Origin of the sequence: Actinoplanes missouriensis 431 (assembly GCF_000284295.1) — a bacterium.
Classification (GTDB): Bacteria; Actinomycetota; Actinomycetes; order Mycobacteriales; family Micromonosporaceae; genus Actinoplanes; species Actinoplanes missouriensis.
Genome location: NC_017093.1, coordinates 5321770 through 5342849, shown reverse-complemented (window position 1 = coordinate 5342849; position 21080 = coordinate 5321770). Strand labels below are relative to the sequence as shown.

The 21080-nt window shown below is 71.9% G+C and carries 21 protein-coding genes; 15 read left to right on the top strand and 6 right to left on the bottom strand.

Annotation, left to right across the window (positions count from 1 at the left end; genetic code table 11):
* The first annotated feature begins 3 nt into the window (after positions 1 to 3).
* From AMIS_RS24775 to AMIS_RS24745, 7 genes are all read left to right on the top strand, one after another.
* On the top strand, positions 4 to 942 hold the full coding sequence (locus AMIS_RS24775; RefSeq protein ID WP_063711179.1) for an LnmK family bifunctional acyltransferase/decarboxylase: 939 nt from the start codon (positions 4 to 6) through the stop codon (positions 940 to 942).
* Positions 939 to 1184, top strand: a complete 246-nt coding sequence (locus AMIS_RS24770; protein WP_014445148.1) for a phosphopantetheine-binding protein — start codon at positions 939 to 941, stop codon at positions 1182 to 1184. The genes AMIS_RS24775 and AMIS_RS24770 overlap by 4 nt, the downstream gene beginning before the upstream one ends.
* The gene (locus tag AMIS_RS24765; protein ID WP_014445147.1) at positions 1181 to 2404 is read left to right on the top strand and encodes a hydroxymethylglutaryl-CoA synthase family protein; all 1224 of its coding nucleotides are present in this window, start codon (positions 1181 to 1183) and stop codon (positions 2402 to 2404) included. The genes AMIS_RS24770 and AMIS_RS24765 overlap by 4 nt, the downstream gene beginning before the upstream one ends.
* Positions 2401 to 3141 (top strand): enoyl-CoA hydratase-related protein, encoded by a 741-nt coding sequence (locus tag AMIS_RS24760; protein WP_014445146.1) that lies wholly within the window; start codon positions 2401 to 2403, stop codon positions 3139 to 3141. Before AMIS_RS24765 ends, AMIS_RS24760 begins: the two co-directional genes overlap by 4 nt.
* Positions 3138 to 3914 carry a polyketide synthase gene (locus AMIS_RS24755; RefSeq protein ID WP_014445145.1) on the top strand — a complete coding sequence of 259 codons (777 nt, stop codon included), beginning with the start codon at positions 3138 to 3140 and terminating at the stop codon, positions 3912 to 3914. Before AMIS_RS24760 ends, AMIS_RS24755 begins: the two co-directional genes overlap by 4 nt.
* A gap of 1 nt (position 3915) precedes the next feature.
* Positions 3916 to 5697 carry a polyketide synthase gene (locus tag AMIS_RS24750; protein ID WP_014445144.1) on the top strand — a complete coding sequence of 594 codons (1782 nt, stop codon included), beginning with the start codon at positions 3916 to 3918 and terminating at the stop codon, positions 5695 to 5697.
* Positions 5698 to 5804: 107 nt separating this feature from the next.
* Positions 5805 to 6206 (top strand): nitroreductase/quinone reductase family protein, encoded by a 402-nt coding sequence (locus AMIS_RS24745; RefSeq protein WP_014445143.1) that lies wholly within the window; start codon positions 5805 to 5807, stop codon positions 6204 to 6206.
* A gap of 263 nt (positions 6207 to 6469) precedes the next feature.
* On the opposite strand, the gene AMIS_RS24740 is transcribed toward AMIS_RS24745, so the two are convergent.
* Entirely contained in the window at positions 6470 to 7240 is a 771-nt protein-coding gene (locus AMIS_RS24740) for an LLM class F420-dependent oxidoreductase (protein WP_014445142.1), read from the bottom strand.
* A 10-nt stretch (positions 7241 to 7250) separates the two neighbouring features.
* Positions 7251 to 7712, bottom strand: coding sequence for a hypothetical protein (locus AMIS_RS24735; RefSeq protein WP_041830038.1), 462 nt, complete (start codon positions 7710 to 7712; stop codon positions 7251 to 7253).
* Between the two features lie 211 nt (positions 7713 to 7923).
* Here AMIS_RS24735 and AMIS_RS24730 point away from each other — a divergent pair, with 211 nt between their 5' ends.
* Positions 7924 to 9789 (top strand): LamG domain-containing protein, encoded by a 1866-nt coding sequence (locus AMIS_RS24730; RefSeq protein WP_041831249.1) that lies wholly within the window; start codon positions 7924 to 7926, stop codon positions 9787 to 9789.
* 164 nt (positions 9790 to 9953) lie between these two features.
* Entirely contained in the window at positions 9954 to 10454 is a 501-nt protein-coding gene (locus AMIS_RS24725; RefSeq protein ID WP_014445139.1) for a hypothetical protein, read from the top strand.
* 419 nt (positions 10455 to 10873) lie between these two features.
* On the opposite strand, the gene AMIS_RS24720 is transcribed toward AMIS_RS24725, so the two are convergent.
* A complete protein-coding gene (locus AMIS_RS24720; protein ID WP_014445138.1) occupies positions 10874 to 12271 on the bottom strand; it encodes a DHA2 family efflux MFS transporter permease subunit in 1398 nt (465 codons plus the stop codon).
* A gap of 71 nt (positions 12272 to 12342) precedes the next feature.
* Between AMIS_RS24720 and AMIS_RS24715 the strand changes: the two genes are divergently transcribed.
* A complete protein-coding gene (locus AMIS_RS24715) occupies positions 12343 to 12897 on the top strand; it encodes a TetR/AcrR family transcriptional regulator (protein ID WP_014445137.1) in 555 nt (184 codons plus the stop codon).
* Between the two features lie 25 nt (positions 12898 to 12922).
* Here AMIS_RS24715 and folP read toward each other — a convergent pair whose 3' ends face one another.
* On the bottom strand, positions 12923 to 13792 hold the full coding sequence (gene folP / locus AMIS_RS24710) for a dihydropteroate synthase (protein ID WP_014445136.1): 870 nt from the start codon (positions 13790 to 13792) through the stop codon (positions 12923 to 12925).
* Between the two features lie 187 nt (positions 13793 to 13979).
* Here folP and AMIS_RS40805 point away from each other — a divergent pair, with 187 nt between their 5' ends.
* The 5 genes from AMIS_RS40805 to AMIS_RS24685 all read left to right on the top strand — a co-directional run bounded on the left by AMIS_RS40805 (position 13980) and on the right by AMIS_RS24685 (position 17862).
* Positions 13980 to 14921: a hypothetical protein gene (locus AMIS_RS40805; protein ID WP_014445135.1), complete on the top strand. Its 942-nt coding sequence runs from the start codon at positions 13980 to 13982 to the stop codon at positions 14919 to 14921.
* Positions 14918 to 15334 carry a phage holin family protein gene (locus AMIS_RS24700; RefSeq protein WP_014445134.1) on the top strand — a complete coding sequence of 139 codons (417 nt, stop codon included), beginning with the start codon at positions 14918 to 14920 and terminating at the stop codon, positions 15332 to 15334. Before AMIS_RS40805 ends, AMIS_RS24700 begins: the two co-directional genes overlap by 4 nt.
* Entirely contained in the window at positions 15310 to 15960 is a 651-nt protein-coding gene (locus AMIS_RS24695) for a DUF3618 domain-containing protein (RefSeq protein ID WP_014445133.1), read from the top strand. Before AMIS_RS24700 ends, AMIS_RS24695 begins: the two co-directional genes overlap by 25 nt.
* A gap of 118 nt (positions 15961 to 16078) precedes the next feature.
* Complete coding sequence (locus tag AMIS_RS24690; protein ID WP_014445132.1) at positions 16079 to 17026, top strand: TIGR03557 family F420-dependent LLM class oxidoreductase; 948 nt, start codon at positions 16079 to 16081, stop codon at positions 17024 to 17026.
* A complete protein-coding gene (locus AMIS_RS24685) occupies positions 17023 to 17862 on the top strand; it encodes a glycosyltransferase family 2 protein (RefSeq protein WP_014445131.1) in 840 nt (279 codons plus the stop codon). Before AMIS_RS24690 ends, AMIS_RS24685 begins: the two co-directional genes overlap by 4 nt.
* A gap of 43 nt (positions 17863 to 17905) precedes the next feature.
* On the opposite strand, the gene AMIS_RS40800 is transcribed toward AMIS_RS24685, so the two are convergent.
* The gene (locus AMIS_RS40800) at positions 17906 to 19276 is read right to left on the bottom strand and encodes an HNH endonuclease signature motif containing protein (protein WP_014445130.1); all 1371 of its coding nucleotides are present in this window, start codon (positions 19274 to 19276) and stop codon (positions 17906 to 17908) included.
* 281 nt (positions 19277 to 19557) lie between these two features.
* Entirely contained in the window at positions 19558 to 20964 is a 1407-nt protein-coding gene (locus tag AMIS_RS24675; protein ID WP_014445128.1) for an aldehyde dehydrogenase family protein, read from the bottom strand.
* Positions 20965 to 21080 lie beyond the last annotated feature (116 nt).

Sequence of the window (21080 nt, the reverse complement as noted above, 5' to 3'; positions counted from 1 at the left end):
CGCATGGGGAACCGGCCGGTCCCGGTGGGCGCCCGGCGCGACGTCCGGCGCCGGGTGCGCATCACCACCAGCATGTGCGGTGGCAGCGCCGCGATCTACGCCCAGTTCGGTGACTGGACGTGGGCGGCGGTCAGCGAGCTGTGCGGCGTCGACGTGTACTCCGCCCGGACCCCCGGCGGCGCGCCGGCCTATCTCTCCTTCTACCACTACGAGGTGCGGGGGGACGAGACGATCACCCCGCGCGGGCTCACCTTCGGTGATGTGGTCGACCTGACCTCACAGTGCTTCGACCTGGGCAGCGAGTCGGTCCTGACCCTGCACCGGGTGGCCCGCGCCGGCACCGACCCGGGTGGCCCGCTCACCGCCCGCGAGTACCTGGAGGATCCGCGCCCCGGCTGCCTGTACGTGCTCAACCTGAACCGCTGGATCACCCGGGACCGCCCGGACAGCAACGAGAACCTGCTGGTGTCGTCGCCGGTCGGGTTCGCCCATCAGCACCTGCCCCGGCCGCCCGCCTCCTGGCCGGTGCGGGCGGCCGCCCGGCAGGCGCGCAACCAGGGCGGCTTCGTGCCGGATCCGGTGCCGGGCTACGTGCCGGCCGCGCCGCCCTTCGAGTTCGGGTACGACCTGGACCCGGTACGCGACTTCAACGGTGTCGGACTGGTCTACTTCGCGGCCTACTTCGCCATCGCGGACACCGCCCTGGCCGCGTTGTGGCGTTCGCTCGGCCGTACCAATCGGCAGTTCCTGCACCGCCGGGTGCTCGGCCAGCGGATCGCCTATTTCGGCAACGCCGACACCGACGCCCGGCTGACGATCACCGTGCGCCTGCTGCGCCATGAGAAGGAGGCCGGCGACGAGATCGCCGACATCGCGATCCGCGAGGCGGGCACCGGCCGGTTGCTGGCCGTCACTGCCGTCGACCTGCGGGAGCCGGAATGAACCGGGCCGGCGTGGCCGAGGTGGTGGTGCGGACCATCACCGAGATCCTGCCCGACGTGCCGGCCGGCGCCGTCCGGGAGGACCGCAGCCTGCGTGATCTCGGCGCGGACTCGGTGGAGCGGGTGGAGATCATCACGCTGCTCACCCATCGGCTGGGCCGCACCGACCCGCTGTCCGGATTCGCCGCGATCCCGGACCTCGGCGCGCTCATCGACCATCTGAGCCAGGAGGAGCTCCAGTGACCGAGATCGGTATCGAGGCTCTCAACGCCTATTGCGGCCTCGCCCGGCTGCCGCTGACCGCTCTCTTCTCCGGCCGCGGGCTGGACCCGGCGCGCATCCCCAATCTGCTGATGGACTCCCGGTCGGTCCTGCTGCCCTGGGAGGATCCGGTCACCAACGCGGTGCACGCCGCCGGGCCGGTCGTGGGCCGGCTCGACGCGGACGACGTGGCGCGGATCGAACTGGTCATCACGGCCACCGAGTCCGGCGTGGACCTGAGCAAGTCCCTGGCCGGCTACGTGCACCGGTACCTCGGCTTGTCACGGCGCTGCCGGATCCTGGAGGTCAAGCAGGCCTGTTACGGGCTCACCGCGGCGCTGCAGCTGGCGGCCGCCCACCTGGCCGCGCGGCCCGGATCCGGCGCCAAGGCGCTGGTCATCGGCACGGACATCAGCCCGATGGACGCCGCCGCCGGGTACGCCGAGCCCACCATGGGCAACGGCGCGGTGGCCATGCTGCTCAGCGACCGGCCCCGGATCCTGACCCTGGAGCGCGGGGCGAGCGGGCTGCACGGCTTCGAGACGCTGGACACCGCCCGCCCGGCGCCGGACCTGGACGTCGTCGACCCCGACCTGTCGCTGCTGACCTACCTGGAATGCCTCTCCGGCAGCCTGCGGGACTACGCCCGCCAGGTGCCCGGCACCGACTTCCGCGGCGACTTCGACTATCTGATCATGCATACGCCGTTCCCGGGCATGGTCCGCGCCGCCCACCGCCGGCTCATGCGGGACGCGGGCACCGGCCGCCCGGCCGTGGTCGAGGACGACTTCCGCCGCCGGGTGTTGCCGTCGCTGAGGTACGCGCAGACCGTCGGCAACCTGTGCGCCGGCTCGCTCTACCTCGCCCTGGCCAGCCTGATCAGCCATGTGCCGGCGGCCGGAGCGGAGGGCCGCCGGATCGGCCTCTACTCCTACGGATCCGGCTGCGCCTCGGAGTTCTTCGCCGGCACGGTGCCGGCCGGCGCCGCCGCGGCGCTCGCCGGGATGGGCATCGGTGACTCGATCCGGGCCCGCCGCGACGTGACGTTCGCCGAGTACGAGGAACTGCTGCCGGCCGCCCGGGCGTGTCTCGTGCCGGTGGCCGACCGCAAGACCGACCTCTCCCGGCTCGGCGATTTCCCCGGCTCCCGCCTGATCTTCACCGGCGTGGAGAACCATCACCGGCGGTACGAATGGACGTGACCGCCCCGCGTCTGACCGCCGACGACCGAACCCCGGGGGTGGTCCGGCTGTCCCTGCCCGGCGCCGCCGGCCGGCTCGACGACGATCTGCTCGGCGCGCTGCTGACCGAGGTCGGCCGGGCCGAGAACACGTCCGGCGTACGTGTGCTGGTTCTCGGCGCGGCAGGCGGCACCTTCTGTCCCGGGATGGCGCTCGACGTGGACACCGTGGACTGGCGGCCCCGCATCGCGGCGATCGAGACCCTGCTGCGCCGGCTGACGACGTCACCGCTGGTGACCGTCGCGGTGGTGGACGGACCGGCCACCGGTGGCGGTGTCGGCCTCGCGGCGGCCTGCGATCACGTGATCGCCGGGGAGCGGGCCCGGTTCCGGCTCACCGAGGTGCTGCTCGGACTCGTGCCCGCGGTGATCCTGCCGGTGCTGGCCCGCCGGATGGGCGCGCACCGGGCGTACTCGCTGGCCCTGACCGCGCGCGAGTTCGACGGCGCCGAAGCCGGCCGGCTCGGGCTCGCCGACCACTGCACCACTGATCCGGACGGCGAGCTGCGCCGGGTGCTGACCGGGTTGCGGCGTGCCGACCACGCCGCGATCCGGGCGCTCAAGCGCTACTACACCGGGCATCTGGACGCCTCGGCCGGGAACTGGGAACCGGCCGCCGGTGTGCTGGCGCGCCGGTTCGCCGATCCGTCCACCCGGCAGCGCCTGGCCGGCCTGCGGCGTCACGGGCTGATCCCGTGACGGCCCCGAATCCGGTGACGGCAGAACGCCGCGGCGCGGTCCTCGTGCTCACGATGGCCGACCGGGCCGGCCGCAACCGGATCACCGCGCCGATGCAGGCCGGCATCGCCGCCGGCCTGGCCTCGGCCGCCGAGAACACCACGGTACGGGCGGTCGTGCTCGCGGGCCTGCCCGACGTGTTCTGCGCCGGCGCCGCGATGGACCGGATGCTCGGCCCGCGCGCCCAGCGGACCGAGGCGGTGAGCGCGTTGCTGCGACTCTTCTCCGACTGCCCGGTCCCGGTCGTCGCGGCGGCGCAGGGCCACGCCCTCGGCGGCGGGCTCCTGCTCGCGCTGACCTGCGACGTCACCGTCCTCAGCGACGTGTCCCGCTACGCCGCCAACTTCCACCAGTTCGGCTTCACCCCGGTGCTCGGCGCCACTCACCTGGTGCCGGCCGCCTTCGGTACGAGTCTCGGCGCCGAGATGCTGTGGACCGGCCGCAGCTACCGGGGACGGGAACTCGCCGAGAGGGGTGCGGGCGTGGTGGTGACCGGTCATGAGCGGGTCCTCGCCGATGCCGTACGGATCGCCGGGCGGATCGCTCAGGCCCCTCGGGACGTGCTCACCCGTACCAAGAAGTTGTTGAGCGGACGCCACCGGGCGGCCGAGGCCGCCGCCGCCGCTGAGGCGGCGGACCACGAGGAGACGATCACCGGGCCGGAGGCCCGGCGGCGCATCCGGGCACTGCACGGCCAGCGGCTGGCCGCGGCCCTGGACGAACAGGAGAGATGACATGGACGACCGGCCGCCCATCGCGGTCATCGGCATGGCCTGCCGCGCGGCGGGCGTCGAGACCCTCACCGATTACTGGGACATGATCGACAAGGCCGATCAGCGCTTCACCGTCGTGCCGGCCGGCCGCTGGCACGGGCTGGACCCGGCTGCCACGCCGCAGGCCTCCCTGCTGGAGCGCATCGACGAGTTCGACGCGCCGTTCTTCCGGATCTCGCCGCGGATGGCCGCCTGGATGGATCCCCAGCAGCGGATGATGCTGGAACTGGCCTGGCACGCCGTGGAGAACGCCGGCATCGACCCGGATGCCCTGGACGGCGCGCCGGTGGCCACGTTCATCGGCTCCTTCATGTCCGACTACCGGGAACGGATGAGCGCCACCGGTCATTACGACGGCGCGGCGTTCCCCGGCACCATGACCGCGTTCGCCGCCAACCGGATCTCGTACGGATTCGGCTGGACCGGTCCCAGCATGGTGATCGACTCGGCGTGTTCCTCCAGTCTCTCCGCACTCGCGCTGGCCGTGCAGGGACTGTGGGCCGGCGAGTTCCCGATGGCTTTGGTCGGCGCGCCGAGCATCATCAGCCACGGTTACTACGCCAGCGTGGCGTTCCGCGGCGGAGCCCTGTCGGCGACCGGGCGGTCGGTGCCGTTCAGCGCCGGACGCGACGGCTACGTCCGTGGCGAGGGCGGCGCCTGCGTCCTGCTCAAACCGCTGCCGCGAGCGCTGGCCGACGGCGACCCGGTGCACGCGGTCATCCACGCGGCAGGCGTGTCGCACAACGCCCGCGGCGGCGGGCTGACCGGGACCGACGTCGCCGGCCAGCAACTTCTCATGCGCGACACCGCGACCCGGGCCGGCCTGAGCGCCGACGACCTCGGCTATCTGGAGGCGCACGGCTCCGGCACGCCGGCCGGTGACGCGGTGGAGATCGCCGCGCTGGCCGGCACGGTCACCGCCCCCGCCGGGCCGGACGGCGCACTCTGGGTCGGCTCGGTGAAGGCCAACATCGGTCACCTGGAAGCGGCGGCAGGACTGGTCGGACTGGTGAAGACCGCCCTGATGCTGCAGCGGGAGACGATCGTGCCGATCGCCGGGCTCACCCTTCCGGACCCCGCCCTACCGGTCGGCGGCAGCCCGGTACGCGTGGCCGTGCGGCACCAGCCGTGGCGGCGCGGCAGCCGGCCCCGGCTGGCCGGGGTCAACTCTTTCGGCCTGGGCGGCGCCATGGCACACGTCATCGTGGGGGAGGCGCCGCTGCCGCCGGCCGCCGGCGCCTTCGCTGTCCCGTCGTCCGAGGCCGGCCCTTTCGTCGTCCCGCTGTCCGGAGCCGATCCCGCGGCCGTGGCCCGGCTCGCGGCACAGCTGCTCGCCGGGATCGAGCACCAGCCCGGCCTGACGGTGGCGTCCGTGGCGCACACCCTGCAGACCGCTCGGCGCGCTCAGCGGTCGCGGCGGGTGGTTCTCGCGCGCGATCTCGGGGAGCTGCGCGCCGGTCTGCGGCGCATCATCGGCGGCGAGTCAGACCCGGAGATCGCCTTGTCCGAGGCCGGCCCCGCGGCGGGCTCAGCGGCGGGCTCGGTGGTCGGCCCTGCCGCGGGCTCGGTGGCCGCGTTCTTGCGTGGGGGAGAGCCGGACTGGGCGGCGGCGTGGCCGGACGACAGCCGGCCGGCGCGCGTCCACCTGCCGGGGACGCCGTTCCAGCGTCGTTCCTACTGGTTCGACCGGGTCCCGCCGCCGCCCGCCGGGCCGGCCGTCACCTACTCCGGTGAACATCGATGACGCATGATTGCCGAGACCTGTGGCGCATGATCTAATACTTCAGCGGATTGCGTGTACACGGCAGGTGGACGTCGCTGGCATGGAAGTCCGCCGACCGAGGACCTGCTGTGGATCCCGAGTTCTTCGACGGCTTCAACTCCTGGATCGTCTACGAGTTCCGCGCCAACAAGGGCCGTGTCGGGCGTCCGTTCGACTCCGACGATCTCGTCATCCTCACTACCCGTTCGGCCGGCTCACGACGGCCCCGATCGGTGCCGGTGGTCTCCTATCCCGACGGCAACGGCCTGATCGTCGCGGCCCGCGAGCGCCCCGGCCGGGGATACCCCCTGTGGTACCTGGACCTGATCATTGATCCGCAGGTCACCGTGGAGACCGGCCGGCGGTCCTACAGCGCCGTCGCCGAACTGCTGAGCGGCTCGATTCGTACCGAATGGCTGGTGCGGCTCAACCTGGCGGCGCAGGCGGACATGAGCGCGGCGCTGGTCCGGTTGGGCAATCCCGCGGACTGAGCTGGTTCCCACCCATCTCGGACGGGGAGGGTCAGGCGTCGCCGTCGTAGCCGGATGACGAGCCCGGTTCCGGCGTGCGCGGCGACCGCCACCGGATCGTTCGAGCGCCACTGGCCGTCCGCGGGCGCCCCACCCAGCGAGTGAGTCTCTCAGGTGCCATGACCGCGAGCCGCCACCCGATCGGGGGCGGCGGCTCGTCGCGCTGTCGGCGGCGATGCCGCCGACAACGAGCGCTTCCCAGCGGCTCGGCAGAGGGCTGGGCGCTATGCGTTCAGTTTGTCGCGCCAGGCGATGAACTCTCGCAGCTCGGTGAGGTCGGGGTCGGGGCCTCCGGTGTCGATGGTGAAGAGGCGGGCGCCGAGTTCGTACATCTTGTCGCGGTCTGTGGTCTTGCCCTTCACGGAGATCTCGATCTCGGAGGGGTCGCGGCCGATGTCGGCGCAGTGCTGTCCGAGGATGCCGAGTTTGCGTTCGAGGGTCTCGGAGTCGGAGAAGCTGTGCCAGATGTCGGCGTGCTTGGCGACCAGGCGCAGCGTCTTCTTCTCGCCGCCGCCGCCGATCAGCACGGGGATGTCGCGGGTCGGCTTCGGGTTCAGTTTGTCCCAGCGGGACTCGATGCGGGGGAGCGCGGCGGCGAGGTCGTCGAGGCGGCTGCCGGCGGTGCCGAACTCATACCCGTACTCGGTGTAGTCGCGTTCGAACCAGCCCGAGCCGATGCCGAGGATCAGGCGGCCGCCGGAGATGTGGTCGACCGTGCGGGCCATGTCGGCGAGCAATTCGGGGTTGCGGTAGCTGTTGCAGGACACCAGCGCGCCGATCTCGACGCGGCTGGTGGACTCGGCCCAGGCCGCCAGCATGGTCCAGCACTCGAAGTGCAGGCCGTCCGGTTCGCCGCTCAGCGGATAGAAGTGGTCCCAGTTGAACAATATGTCGGCGCCCAGCTCCTCGGCCTGGGACGCGGTGCGGCGGATGGTGGCGTAATCCATGTGCTGCGGCTGCAACTGCAGCCCGATCCGAACCGGCCTATTGATCATGGGGTCAAGATTACGGGCAGGTACCGTCCAGTTTCTGCCCGATCGTCGTGAACTCGCCGTCCAGGAAGGCCTGCGGATCCTCTGCCTTCGCCGCCTGTTCCAGCGCGGTGGCGATCGCGGCGACCTGCTCGCGCTGTGCCGCGTCGGCGCTCGCCGCGCCGGCCGTCCGCAGCTCGGCGGACATCGCGGCGAACGTGTCCCGCAAGCCCTGCTCGCCGCCGGGTGCGTTGCCGGCCAATCGCACCGCGCCGTCGGTGAGGATCTGGTAGACGGCCGTGCAGACGTAGGCCGGCTGCCCCATCGAGGCCGACGGCGCCGGCGCCACGCTGAACGGCGCCGGGATCGCCTCGGGCGCAATCTCGACGTCGCACCCGCTGAGGGAGGCGGTCACGGCGGCGCCGATGGCCAGGGCCGCGATCAACGCGGTGGGCGCGGCGGTGCGGCGGCGATGCGGCACGATATTCCCCTTCATCGATTGAGGGTACGGGCGGAGCATAGCCGCTGTCAGACGTTGGCACTCGCGTGGCGGACGGGAGGTCCGCCACCTTTGCCGGGGTGGGAAGTTAGCCAACAACGTGGCCAATAAGCTGAAAAAAGGTAAATCGGTTGTCGGGCGGGCCATGCTCGGTGGGGTCAAGGTCCGGCGGGTCGGGGTGGGCCGGTGGCCTGTGCCGGTTCGGCGGATGCTGACGGTGGGGCTGGCGACGGTCCTCGTCGCCGCCGGTGGCACGGCCTTCGCCGAGATCGTCTCTCCCGATCCGGTGACCACACCGTCCTTCAACGGCTCCGTCTACGCGGTCGCCTACCGGGGCGACACCGTCTACGTCGGGGGCAACTTCACCAGCGCCATCGTCAACGGACGGGGCATCCCGCGGACCCGGCTCGCCGCGTTCCACGCCCGGACCGGGGCCCTGCTCGACTGGAAACCCGTCGCGGACGCCAACGTGCGGGCCCTCGCCGTCGAGGGGGACACCGTCTACGCCGCGGGTGACTTCGACACCGTCAACGGCGAGTCGCGGGACGCCGTCGCGGGCATCGGAGCGACCACCGGCGCGCTGACCCCGCTGCAGCACACCGTCGTGGGGCAGCCGAACGCGCTGGCCGCGGGGAACGGGCGACTCTATGTCGGCGGCCGGATCACCGCGGTCGACGGCATGCCGCGCGGCAACCTGGCCGCGTTCACCCTCGCCACCGGGGCCGTCGATCCGTGGGCGCCGACCACCGACGACATGGTCAACGCGCTCGCCGTCACGGACGACCGGGTCTACATCGGCGGGCGTTTCCACCGGACCAACAACGTGAGCACCACGCTGCGGCTCACCGCGGTCGACCCGGTCACCGGCGTGCTCGACCGGACGTTCCGGGCCAAGCCGGTGTCCCAGGTGTTCGCGCTGGCCGCGCATCCGGACGGCGTGTTCGCGGCGCTCGGCGGGCAGGGGGGACGGGCCGTCTCGTACACCCGGACCGGGGAAACCCGCTGGACCCGGGTGTTCGACGGCGACGCGCAGGCGATCGCCCTGCTCAACGACGTGGTCTACGTCGGCGGGCACTTCGACAAGGCCTGCACCACGACCAACAACGGGGCCAGGGGGATCTGCACCGACGGTTCGGTGGTGCGGGGCAAACTGGCCGCCGCCGACCAGGAGGGCAACCTGCTGGAATGGTCGCCCCAGGCGAACGGCGTCGCCGGGACGCGGCAGCTGGTGGCGAGCGAGCCGCTCGGGGCGATCAGCGCGGTCGGGGACTTCACGGTGATCGGAGGGGCGACCCGGAAGCGGTACGCCGAGTTCGCCGGCACCGCTCCGTCGGCGTTCGTCGAGACCACGCCGGCGCCGTCCTCGCCGGCATCCGCATCCGCGGCGGGCTCCCCGGCCTCGTCGTCCGCTTCGTCGGTGGCGGCTTCCGTCCCGGCGGGACACGTCGCGTCGTACAACTTCGACACCACCATCGCGGACGGGACGTTCGACGACGGGTCGGGCCACGGGAATCTGCTGCGTGCCGTCCTCCGCAACGGCGCTGCGGTGAAGCTGGTGCCGCACGGCAGCGGGCAGGCGCTGACCTTCCCGGCCACATGCGGCGGCAGCACGTGCCCGCGGCTCATCCTGCAGTCCGGCGACACCGGCGACCTGAATCCCGGCACCCGGCCGTTGCGGTACGGCGCCGGCGTGCTGCTCTCCCCGGCCGAGACCGGCAGCGGCGAGAACATCCTGCAGAAGGGCTACTCGACCGGCGGAGGGCAGTACAAACTGCAGGTCGACGGCCTGTCCGGGAAGCCGAGCTGCGGGATCAGCGACAAGGTGGGCACGACGATGTACGTGGCGCGTAGCCGTACCTCGGTGGCGGACGGCGATTGGCACTCCCTGGAGTGCCGGCGCACCGGCCCGACGCTGGCGATCCTGGTGGACGACCGCTTGGAGGCCAGCGTGGCGGTACCGGTCGAGCTGGCGGTGGAGTCCGAGCACCCGTTCACGATCGGGGGCAAGGGCGTGGGGCCGAACAACGACCAGTTCCACGGGACCCTCGACGACGTGTGGGTGCAGATCGGCTGAGCTGCCACCGTTCGGTCTTCGTCAGCATGCGGCGCACGGCTTCGGGCGTGCGCCGCATGTCGGGGCGTCGTCGTTGCGAGGCGGCAGTTCCGGTGTGCCGCGGCAGTTCCGATGTGCCGCGGCAGTTCCGGTGTGCCGCGGGCGTGGAGGGACGGAGGCCCGGGATGGGATATCGCTATGTCGGCGACGCGTCGATCGCGGCGGCTGCCGGCACCGGGCCGGGACGCGCTCTGCGGTCACCGGCGCAGTTCCGGGAGTGGGCCACCGATAACGCCGCTGAACCGTGCACCTATGTGGTGGCCGCGGATGGCGTGCTGCTGGTCGCGCCGCGGCACACCGAACACGTGGCCTGCGCTTCCGGGCGGGAGGTGCTGGCCGCGGGAGAGATCACGTTCGCTGCCGACGATCCCGGCGGGGACGGTGACTGGCGGGTCGAAGAGGTCAGCAACCAGTCGACCGGGTACTGCCCGGAGCCGTCGTGCTGGCCGGTCGTGGCGGCGGCGGTCGAGCGGCTCGGTGTCCGGCATCCCGGTGGGTTCACGGCCGCGTTCGAGTTCCGGCGATGTGGGGAGTGCGGTTCCCTCAGTGTCGTCAAGGAGAATGACTTCACCTGCGCGGTGTGCGAGAGCCCGCTGCCGGCGGAGTGGAACCTGGCTGACCGTTGAGGTGAACGGTTGGCTGAGGTGACCAGTTCGCTGAGGTGACCAGTTCGCTGAGGTGACCGGTTGACTGAGGTGACCGGTCAGCTGGGTTGACCCGGTTGATGGTGAAGCCCCGGCAGCCAGTGCGGACGGCGGCAGACCGCCGGGGCGAGATGTGTGTGCCGGTCGGAGGTCCGGCACACACGGCTCCGTGCACCACCGGCGGTGGACCGGTGGCCTGATTCCGGGGCCGCTGGGGAACGGAGGCACCACGAGACGGGATCGACCGGTGAGGACGTGGCCGGTTCTCGCGGTGGCCCGACGGCCCGGAATTGAAGGTCATCGTTGCAGTCATGTTGCGGAAGTGCAACAGTCCGGGTGCGTTCCGTTCATCGATGTTTCGCGCGTCGCCGGTCGGCCGGACAGGCGTGACGAGACGCGCCTCAGAGACGGCGCGGCAGGAAAGCCGCTGCCACGGCGCCGACCGCGATGACGGCCGCGCCGGTCAGGACGGCCGGGACCGCGCCGTCGACGAAGTCCTGGTGACTGGTGAAACCGCCATACGTGCTGAAGATCGACGACAGCACCGCCACGCCGGTGGCGACGCCGAACTCGCGGATCGTGTTGTTCGTGCCGGACGCCGCGCCGCGCTGCTGCTCGCCGACGCTGGCCAGGGTCATCGTGCTGACCGGCGCGAACGTCAGGCCCATCCCGATGCCGGCCAGGGCGAACGCCACGACCAGTCGCCCGTACGTGACGTCGGTCGTCGTGGCGAGCCCGATCCAGAGGATGCCGGCGGCCAGGAAGACCTGGCCGGCGACGATCAGGTTGCGCAGGCCGAGGCGGGCGCCGAAGATGCCGGCCAGCGGTGCGACCACCATCGGCGCCGCGGTCCACGGCAGGGTGCGCAGGCCGGACTCGAGCGGGCTGAGCCCCTGCACCACCTGGAAGAACTGGGCGAGCAGGAAGACCGCCCCGAACGCTCCGGCGGAGAACGTCAGGGTGACGACGTTGACGACGCTGAAGCCGCGGGACCGGAACAGGGAGAGCGGGAGCATCGGCGTACGGTTGCGGGCCTGCCAGAAGAGGAACCCGGCGATCAGCGCGACGCCGGCACCCAGCATGAGTGGCACCCGGCCGGTGGTCCATCCGTGTTCCGGGCCGTCGACGATGCCCCAGATCAGCAGCAGCATGCCGCTCGCGGACAGCACCAGCCCCAGCGGGTCGAGCCGGCGGGCGCCACCGCGCGACTCGTCGAGGACCGTGGCCGCGAGGACGAGGGCCACGACGCCGATCGGGACGTTGACCCAGAAGATCCAGTTCCAGGTCAGGCCGTCGACCACCGCGCCGCCGATGACGGGTCCCAGCGCGACGCCCAGGCCGGTGATGCCACCCCAGATGCCGACCGCGGCGTTCCGCCGATGATCGGGTACGGCCTGGGCGAGCAACGTCAGTGACAGCGGTGTGACGGCCGCGCCGCCGATGCCCTGCAGGGCGCGCGCGGCGGTGAGCTGCCACGGCTCGGAGGCCAGGGCGGCGCCCGCCGAGGCGAGGGTGAAGAGCGCGATGCCGGCCAGGAACATCCGCCGGCGGCCGAGCCGGTCGCCGAGCGCGGCCGCGGTGAGCAGGAACGCCGCGAACGGCAGCGTGTAGGCGTTGACGAACCACTGCAGGTCCGTGATCGACGCCCCGAGTTCGGTGCGGATGACTGGGAGCGCGGTGCTGACGACCAGGTTGTCGAGCGAGCCCATGAACGTCGGGATGCCGACGGCGGCCAGCACGAGGCCGAGCGGCCGGGTCCGGGAGCGGCCGGCCGGCCGTTCGGGTGCGAGCGTGGTCACTTCTACGTCCCCCTGTTGTTGTTATTCACTGATAACTAAGGACCGTATGCATTGACTGATAACATGTCAACATGGCTCGGACCCGTCTCACCGCTCAGGACCGTCACGCCCAACTCGTCGCGGCGGCCCTGCAGGCCTTCGCGCAGGGCGGCTACGCGGGCACCACGACTGATCAGGTGGCGCGCATCGCGGGCGTGTCCCAGCCGTACGTGATCCGGCTCTTCGGCTCGAAGCAGGAGCTCTTCCTCGCCACCCTGCGGTACGCCGGGGACCGGATCGAGGCGACGTGGCGCGCGGCTGCCGAGGAGGATCCGACGCTGCACGGGCTGGGTCACGCCTACAAGCAGCTGCTCGACGAACGGGAGCTGCTGGTCGTGCTCCTGCACGGGTACGGCGCGGCGGCCGAGCCGGCGATCGGCGACGCCGTCCGGGCCTGCTACGGCAACCTCTACACGGTGGTGCGTGAGCTGACCGGCGCGTCACCCGACGAGATGCGTGACTTCTTCGCGATGGGCATGCTGATCACCGTGCTCGGCGCGATGCGGGTCCTCGGCCCGGAGGCCGTCCCGCCGCAGCCCTGGATGACGGATCTGCTGGCCAGCATGCCGCACGCCGGCGAGCAGTGACGCCGGATCGCTGGGCGGGTGGGCCTCAGTCCATGTTGTGGCGCAGGTAGGCCGGTTCCCGCCAGCCCAGCATCGCCTCGGTCATCCGCACCGCGTCGACCGCCGCCCGCACGTCGTGCACCCGCATGATCCGGGCGCCGTGCAGGATGCAGAACACCACCGTGGCCAGGGTGCCGGCCAGCCGCTCGTGCTGCGGCCGGCCGAGGGTCTCGCCGATGAAGTCCTTGTTGCTCAGCGCCGCGAGCGTCGGGTACCCGATCGAGGTGATCTCCTCGAGACGCCGGGTGATCGCAAGCGAGTGCAGGGTGTTCTTGTTGAGGTCGTGGCCCGGGTCGATGATGATCTGGTCCGGGCGCACCCCGCGGGACAGCGCCAGCTCGACCCGCTCCCGCAGGAACGCGGCGACCTCGGCGGTCACATCGCCGTACTCAGGGCGGGGATGAAGGGTGCGCGGCGCGGCGAGGCTGTGAGTGATGACCAGCTGAGCGTCGGTGCCGGCGACCGCGTCGGCCATCGCCGGGTCCCGCAGGCCGGAGGTGTCGTTGATGACGCCGGCGCCTTCCTTGATCACTTCGCGGGCCACCTCGGGGCGGAACGTGTCCACCGAGACCACCGCACGGTCGCGGGCCGCTTCGACGACCGGGAGGACCCGCTCCAGTTCCTCCGCGGCGCTCACCTCGGGGCCCGGGGCGAACGGGACGCCGCCGATGTCGATCCAGTCAGCGCCGTCGTCGGCTGCCGCCTGGACGGCCTCGGTCGCCTTCTCCAGCGCGAAGGTGCGGCCGCGATCGTGGAACGAGTCCGGCGTGCGGTTCACGATCGCCATCACGACGACGCGGCGGGAGAAGTCGTAGGTCCGGCCGCCGATCACACGCACACCACTCGTTTCGCTCACGGTTGGCGACCCTAACAGCCGGAGAGCAGCCGGTCCCGTACCCCCGATCTGGGGTTTTATCTGTCTCTCTATTCGCGCTATTCATCACAAAGGAAGATGAGTCGACTCCGGCTGCGCGGGTAGTCCTTTGCACAGACGCAAGGACCGAACAGATGCAAGGACCGACCGACCCCCCATCGGAGGAACCATGAGTGACATCTCCCCGGGCAGCCGTCTGCCCGCCGACCCGGCGTACCCCGCCGACGTGCCGCCCGAGACGGCTGCCACGCAGGCCGTTCCGGCGTACTCGGCCCCGGAATACGAGACCACGACGGAATACTCGACCACGACCGAGTACCCGGCCACGACCTCCTACCCGGCCGCGGGCTCGGCCCAGGGTTCCGGCACGACCGGCACGACGTCGGAGAGCGACGAGACGTCGAAGCCGCGTCAGGTCGCTCAGCAGGCGCGCGAGTCCGCCGGGCAGGCCGCTGCCGACGTGACCCAGACCGCCAAGGAGCAGGCGCAGCGGGTCGGGCAGGAAGCTCGGGCACAGGCCCGTGGCGTCGCCTCGGAGATCCGCGGGAAGCTGGACGAGCAGGCCCGTACCCAGAACAGCCGGCTCGTCGGCAGCATCCGGCAGACCGCCGACCACCTCGACGAGATGCGCGGCACGCGGGAGGACTCGCCGGCCGCTGCCGTCGTGGCTCGCGTCGCCGACGGCGGCCGTCAGTTCGCCGACTACCTGGACCGCAACGGCCCCGACGGTGTGCTGCGCGAGGTCGAGGACTTCGCCCGCCGCCGGCCCGGCGCGTTCCTGGCCACCGCGCTCGCCGCCGGCTTCGTCGTCGGACGGCTCGGCAAGAGCGTCGCGAAGGCCGACGGCGACGCCGGCAAGCCCAGCACCGACACGTTCCGCCCCGAGTACGAGTCGCCGTCGACGTCCGGAACCGCGGGATACGCCACCCCGCCGGAGACGCCGACGGGCACCGGGTACGCCGCGACCACTGAGTACACCGCGACCGGCACCGGCACCCCCGCCGTCGTGCGGGAGACCTACGTGGAGGAGCCCATCACCCCGGCGACCACCGTGCCGCCGGTGCCGCCGACGACCGCCCAGGAGACGTACGTTCCGGGTGAGCGGTCATGACCTCGCCGTATCGCCACGACAACGCCGACCCCGTCGCGGAAACCTCGATCGGCGAGATCATCGGCAACATCAGCAACGACCTGTCGCAACTGTTCCGGCAGGAGGTGGAGCTCGCCAAGGCGGAGATCCGCCAGGAGGCGACCAAGGCCGGTAAGGCCGCCGGGATGCTCGGCGGCGCCGGATTCGCCGGCTACCTGGCCGTGCTGCTGCTCAGCTTCGCGGTCGTCTTCGGCCTCGGCAACGTCATCGACTACGGCTGGGCGTTCCTGATCGTCGGGATCGTCTGGGCCGCCATCGGCGCCGTCCTCTTCGTGAACGGCCGCAAGAAACTCAAGACCGTCGACCCGGTGCCGCGCCGCACCGCCGAAACGCTGAAGGAGGACGCCCAATGGCTGAAGAACCCGACCGGCTGAGGCGAGACATCGAGAACACCCGGGCGACGTTGACCCGCGACGTCGACCTGCTGGCCGAGAAGACGAGCCCGCGCCAGGTCGCCCGCCGACGCTGGACCGCGGTGAAGGAGAAGGTCATGGGCACCACCGAAGACACCCGGAACGCCGCTCACGACCAGGCGTCCCGGCTGAGCGACAAGGCCTCCGACCTGGGTGACAAGGCCTCCGACCTGGGCGACAGGGCGTCGGAGACGGCCTCCCACCTCAGCGAGAAGGCCCAGGACAAGGCTCACGACGCGGCCCAGGCGGTGCGGACCGCTCCGCGCACCGTCGCCGCGCAGACCCAGGGCAACCCGCTCGCCGCCGGCATCATCGCCTTCGGCGTCGGCATGCTCACCGCCTCGCTCGTGCCGGTCACCGACGCCGAGCGCCGGGCCGGTCAGCAGCTCAAGGACCACAGCGGCGACCTGACCGACCGGGTCAAGGACGTGGCCAGCGACCTCAAGGACGAGCTGGGCGGCACCGTGCAGGAGGCGGCCGGCCAGGTTCGTGACACGGCCCGCCAAGCGGCGGAGACCACGAAGGAGACCGCGCGCTCCGACGCGCGGGACGTCCGGGACGAGACGCGCAACGCGGCGACCTCCTGAACGATCACGAAGCGGCGGGCCGGCATGTGCCGGCCCGCCGCTGTGTCGTGTCAGCGCAGATCCCGCGTTTGTGTCGGGCGTGTGTTTGTGCCGGTTGAGCTGGGGAATCGGCAGCACCATGAAAATCGGGTACAAGCTCGCGGCCGAGGCGTTCGGTCCCAAGGAACTCATCCGGCAGGCGATCCGGGCGGAACAGGCCGGCTTCGACTTCGTCGAGATCAGCGACCACTACCACCCGTGGCTCGACGTGCAGGGACACTCGCCGTTCGCATGGAACGTGCTGAGCGCGATCGCCGTACAGACCCGCACCCTCGGCCTCGCCACCGGCGTGACCTGCCCCTCGGTGCGGTACCACCCGGCAATCATCGCCCAGGCCGCCGCCACTCTGGCGATCATCTCGGACGGGCGGTTCACCCTCGGTGTCGGCTCGGGTGAGCGGCTCAACGAGCACGTCGTCGGGCAGGGCTTCGGCAGCGTCCGGGACCGGCACGAGCGGCTCGTCGAGGCCCTCGACATCATCAACCTGCTCTGGCAGGGCGGTTACCAGTCGTACCAGGGCAAGCATCTGCAGCTCGAGGACGCGCGGGTGTTCGACCTCCCGGAGACGTTGCCGGCCATCGCGGTCGCCGCGGGCGGCAAGGTCGCGGCCGAACTGGCGGCCACCCACGGCAGCGGGCTGTTCGCGACCGAGCCACGCGCCGACCTGGTGGAGACCTTCACCGCCGCCGGTGGGAAGGGGCCGAAGTACGCGGAGGCCTCGGTCGCGTGGGCGCCCACCGAGGAAGCCGCGGTGAAGGAGGCGCACCGGACCACCCGCTGGGCTGTCACCGGGTGGAAGGTGATGGCCGAACTGCCCAATCCGGTCAACTTCGAGGCGGCGTCGGCGACGGTCACCGAGGACGACGTTCGTAAGACGTTCGTCTGCGGACCCGACCCGGCCCGGTACGTCGAGTCGATCCAGCAGTACCGCGACGCGGGATTCGACCACATCGTCCTGATGAACGCCGGCCCGGACCCGGACGGCTTCCTGGACTTCTTCACCACGGAACTGCGTGACAGGTTGTGACGAGCGACAGCGTCACGGTCGTGGTGGCCACCCGCAACCGCCGGGACCGGCTCTTCGAGACCCTGCCCGAGCACCAGGCCCCGGTGATCCTCGTCGACAACGCCTCGGACGACGGCGGCCCGGAGGAGATCGCCACGGCGTTCCCGGCCGTCGAGGTGGTGCGGCTCGGCGAGAACATCGGCGCGGCGGCCCGCAACGAGGGGGTGCGACGGGCGGTCACCCCGTACGTCGCGTTCGCGGACGACGACTCGTACTGGTCACCGGGGTCCCTGGCGCGCGCCGCCGCCCTGATGGACGCGCACCCGCGGCTGGCCCTGCTCTCGGCTCGCGTGCTGATCGGGCCGGAGGGCCGCCTCGACCCGGTCTCGGTGGAGATGGCCGCGGCCCCGCTCGGCACGCCGGCCGGCGCCCCCGGTCCCTCGATCCTGGGTTTCCTCTCGTGCGCCGTCGTGGTCCGGCGCGCGGCGTTTCTCGAGGCGGGCGGTTTCCAGCCGCGCCTTTTCGTGTACGGGGAGGAAGCGCTCCTGGCCATGGATCTGGCCGCCGCCGGTTGGTGGTTGTGTTACGACCCGTCGTTGACGGTGCGTCACTTCCCCCTCCCGGCAGGCCGGGACCGCGGCGCCCGCCGGCGGATCGAGGCACGGAACCGGATGTTGACCGCGCTGTTGCGCCGGCCGGCGGGCGTGGTCGCCCGAACCGTCGCCGCGGCGATGCGGGAAGCGCCGGCAGCGGGGTGGGACGTGGCCCGGGCACTTCCGTGGGCACTGCGGCACCGGCGGTTGCTGCCGCCGGAGGTGGAGCAGGATCTGGTACGGCTGAGCGCACCGCCCGCATGATCTCCCGCCGTCGTTTCTGCCGGCGGGACGTGCCGGCCGGCTTCTAGATGCGCCGGTGGATCGCGGGACGGTGCAGGATGTTGCGCCGTGGCTGCCGGGTCGGGTCGACGTGTGCCGGCGGCAGGAACTCCGGCAGCCCGTCGGCGCCCCGGGATGCCGTCCATCCGCCACCGTGGACGAGCCGGTGGTGCGGCCGGCACAGCAGCACGCCTTGTGCGACGTCGGTGGGCCCGTCGTGGTCCCAGGGAAGCATGTGGTGGGCTTCGCACCAGCTGGGCGGGCGGTCGCAGTCCGGGAAGGCGCATCCGCCGTCCCGGACGGCGAGGGCCTGCCGTTGCGCCGGGGAGAAGAGGCGCCGCGAGCGACCGAGATCGAGCGGCTCGCCGGCGCCGCCGAGCACCACCGGGAGGATCCGGGCGTCGCAGGCCATCCGGCGGGCGGCTTCGGCGTCCAGGCGGGTGCCGCTCTCGGTGTAGGCGGTGCCCACGCCGGTGAGCAGCGTCTCGTAGTCGATCGTGACGGACATCTGGGGTGGAAGACCGCCGTTGTGCGGGAGGGTTCCGGAACGCAGGGCGCGCCGGCAGACCTCGACCAGCGCGTCGGCGCGGCGCTGACGCGGCGACAGGCTCTCGTCGGGGCCGGCGCCATCGCTTCCGTTGCCATCGTTTCCGGCGTCCGTGCCGTTCCCCGTCGCCGTGTCTTTCTCCGACGAGGATCGGGTGGATGCCGGGGCGCAGAGCGGATCCAGCGCCGCCTGGACGATGGCGGCGTCTTCGACGGTGAGGCAGCCCATCACCCGCACGCTTCCACCGACCGGGGCGCAGAGCGTCAAACCCCGTCGCCACCAGGCCCGCTGCTCGGCGCGACGGAGCGCCTCGCCCTCGAGCCGGGTGGCCTCGTCCGGGGAGACGTGCTCCAGGATCCGGTCCCCGATCTTGCGGAGCCGGGCCGGCTCGAAGCGCTGGGCGTAGTCGATCAGCGCCTGTTCCGCCGCGTTCACGGTCTCCGGTTCGACGGCCTCCGGCAGGAAGCGGAGCGCCTCGCCGATGACCCGGACCTGCGCGCCGGTGACGTCGCCGGTGCTGAGCGCGCTGTTCAGCTCCGGGCGCCTGTCCAGCAGGGCGGCCTGTGCGACCATCCGGCGAGCCACGTACCAGTCGACGCGGAGTTTGTCGCGCAGCCAGGCCGGGGTGCTGCGGGAGGAGGTCTTCTTCGCGAAGTCGTTCTTGTCCAGTTGGCGGACGAGGCGCAGCTGCAGGGCGCTCAGCGCCTGGATGGTCTCGTGCAGGTCGGCCACGCAGGCGGCGGCCACCTCGTCGTCCGGCATAGCGGCGGACATGGCGGTGGGCATGGCGGCGTCCACGGTGGCAACCGCCATCGCGTCGTCTCTCAGCTTCTGGATCGCCTCACGCACGCCCCCATCATTGAGCGCCCGCGGACCCGAATCCCAGTCCCGGCCCTGTCGCGAATCCGCCTGGTCGTGCGCCCGTGAACCGGCTAGCTCACCAAGGGTCCACGATCACATCGGGGCCGACCTCAGCGACGCCGGTTACGGCGATAGTTGACGATGCCGGCGACCACCAGCAGCACGGGCAGGATCAGTCCCCACATAAGCCAGCCATTCATGGCCCGATTCTGCGGGCGGCGGCCGCGGGCGCGCCTCACCCGTGACGAGTGAGCGCGCCCGGAGCCTCCTCACCAGCCGGTGGGCGGCGCCTCGATGTGGACGGCCTTCATCACGGTCATCTCGTCGAGCAGCTCAGGGCCGTACCCGAAGCCCTGTCCGCTGCCGCGGCGCGGATGCGCGGCGCCACCCGGCGCTCCGCCGAAGACCGCGTTGATCTTCACCGTTCCCACCGGGAGCTCCCGCCAGGCCTGCTGGGCGTGGCTCATCGAGCCGGTAAGCACGGTGGCGGCCAGCCCGTACGGTGACTCCGCCGCCCGTGCCAGCGCGGTGCCGAACGAGTCGACCGTGACCACCGCCGCGACCGGCCCGAAGGTCTCCTCCCGGACCACCGCCATGTCGTCCGTGCAGTCGGCGAGGACGGTCGGCGGGTAGAAGGCCCCCGCGCCGCCCGGCGCCGACCCGCCGCAGAGCACCCGGGCGCCGTCGCGCACCGCGGCCTGTACCTGCTCGTCGACGCCGGAGCGGAGCCGCACGTCGACCAGCGGCCCGATCTTCTCGGCCCAGGCGGCGGCCTCCTCGGCGAGCGCGTCGAGGAACGGCGCGGCGACATCCTGATGGACGTAGATCCGTTCGACCGCGACGCAGATCTGTCCGGCGTTGGCGAACGCGCCGAGCGCGGCCTGCTGCGCCGCCCACACCGGGTCCACGCCGGAGTCCACGATCAGCGGGTCACTGCCGCCGTTCTCCAGCAGCGCCTTCGCGCCCGTCCGGGCACAGGCGGCGGCGATGGCCCGGCCGGTGGCGGTGGAGCCGACGTGCGCCACCACGTCCACCTCGCTTCCGGCGAGAGCCGCGCCGACCGGCCCGTCACCGGCCAGCAGCCCCAGCACGCCGTCCGGGAAGTGCGGCGCGAGGATCTGCGCCAGCCTCCACCCGGTGGCCGGGGTGCGCTCGCTCGGCTTGTGCACGACCGCGTTGCCGGTGACCAGGGCAGCGCCGAGCAGGCCGCAGGAGACCGCCACCGGGTCGTTCCACGGGGTGATCACCGCGACGACGCCGCGCGGCGCGTAGGCCATCAGGTCGATCGCCTCGTCGTTGCCGGCCAGGGTCCGGCCGCGGTGGGTGGGCCCGAGCTCGGCGTACTGGCGGAGGGTGCCGACACCGGCGGCGATGCTGTCGCCGGCCTCACCGACCGGTTTGCCCATCTCGGCGGACATGATCTCGGCGAGTTCGCCCGCGGCGGCCTCGACGGCGGTGGCGGCGGCATGCAGGGCCGCGGCGCGGGCGGCCGGCGCGGTCCGGGCCCACTCTGCGGCGGCGGCGCGGGCGGCCTTCACCGCGGCCGCGACGTCGGCCTCGGAGGAGACCGGCACCCGGGTCACCGGGGTGTCGTCGCGCGGGTCGATAACGGTCAGGGTGCGGTCACCGGAGCCGGGGGTCCAGGTGCCGGCGATGAGCTGCTCGACGTCGTACATGGGCGGGTGTCTTCCCCGTTGCATCGCATAAAAACTTGGCAGGCCGCAAATAGTGCCACCTATCAGTGCAGGTCATGCGCATTTTTCAGAAAGGACTGATCTTTCGGGGAGAAGTC

Coding starts and splice junctions, on each gene's coding strand:
- AMIS_RS24725 (WP_014445139.1), top strand. CDS start 9,954: ATGGGATATCGCTATGTCGGCGACGCGTCGATCGCGGCGGCTGCCGGC.
- AMIS_RS24700 (WP_014445134.1), top strand. CDS start 14,918: ATGACCTCGCCGTATCGCCACGACAACGCCGACCCCGTCGCGGAAACC.
- AMIS_RS24695 (WP_014445133.1), top strand. CDS start 15,310: ATGGCTGAAGAACCCGACCGGCTGAGGCGAGACATCGAGAACACCCGG.
- AMIS_RS24675 (WP_014445128.1), bottom strand. CDS start 20,964: ATGTACGACGTCGAGCAGCTCATCGCCGGCACCTGGACCCCCGGCTCC.
- AMIS_RS24770 (WP_014445148.1), top strand. CDS start 939: ATGAACCGGGCCGGCGTGGCCGAGGTGGTGGTGCGGACCATCACCGAG.
- AMIS_RS24690 (WP_014445132.1), top strand. CDS start 16,079: ATGAAAATCGGGTACAAGCTCGCGGCCGAGGCGTTCGGTCCCAAGGAA.
- AMIS_RS24775 (WP_063711179.1), top strand. CDS start 4: ATGGGGAACCGGCCGGTCCCGGTGGGCGCCCGGCGCGACGTCCGGCGC.
- AMIS_RS24715 (WP_014445137.1), top strand. CDS start 12,343: ATGGCTCGGACCCGTCTCACCGCTCAGGACCGTCACGCCCAACTCGTC.
- AMIS_RS40805 (WP_014445135.1), top strand. CDS start 13,980: ATGAGTGACATCTCCCCGGGCAGCCGTCTGCCCGCCGACCCGGCGTAC.
- AMIS_RS24735 (WP_041830038.1), bottom strand. CDS start 7,712: ATGAAGGGGAATATCGTGCCGCATCGCCGCCGCACCGCCGCGCCCACC.
- AMIS_RS24730 (WP_041831249.1), top strand. CDS start 7,924: ATGCTGACGGTGGGGCTGGCGACGGTCCTCGTCGCCGCCGGTGGCACG.
- AMIS_RS24750 (WP_014445144.1), top strand. CDS start 3,916: ATGGACGACCGGCCGCCCATCGCGGTCATCGGCATGGCCTGCCGCGCG.
- AMIS_RS24740 (WP_014445142.1), bottom strand. CDS start 7,240: ATGATCAATAGGCCGGTTCGGATCGGGCTGCAGTTGCAGCCGCAGCAC.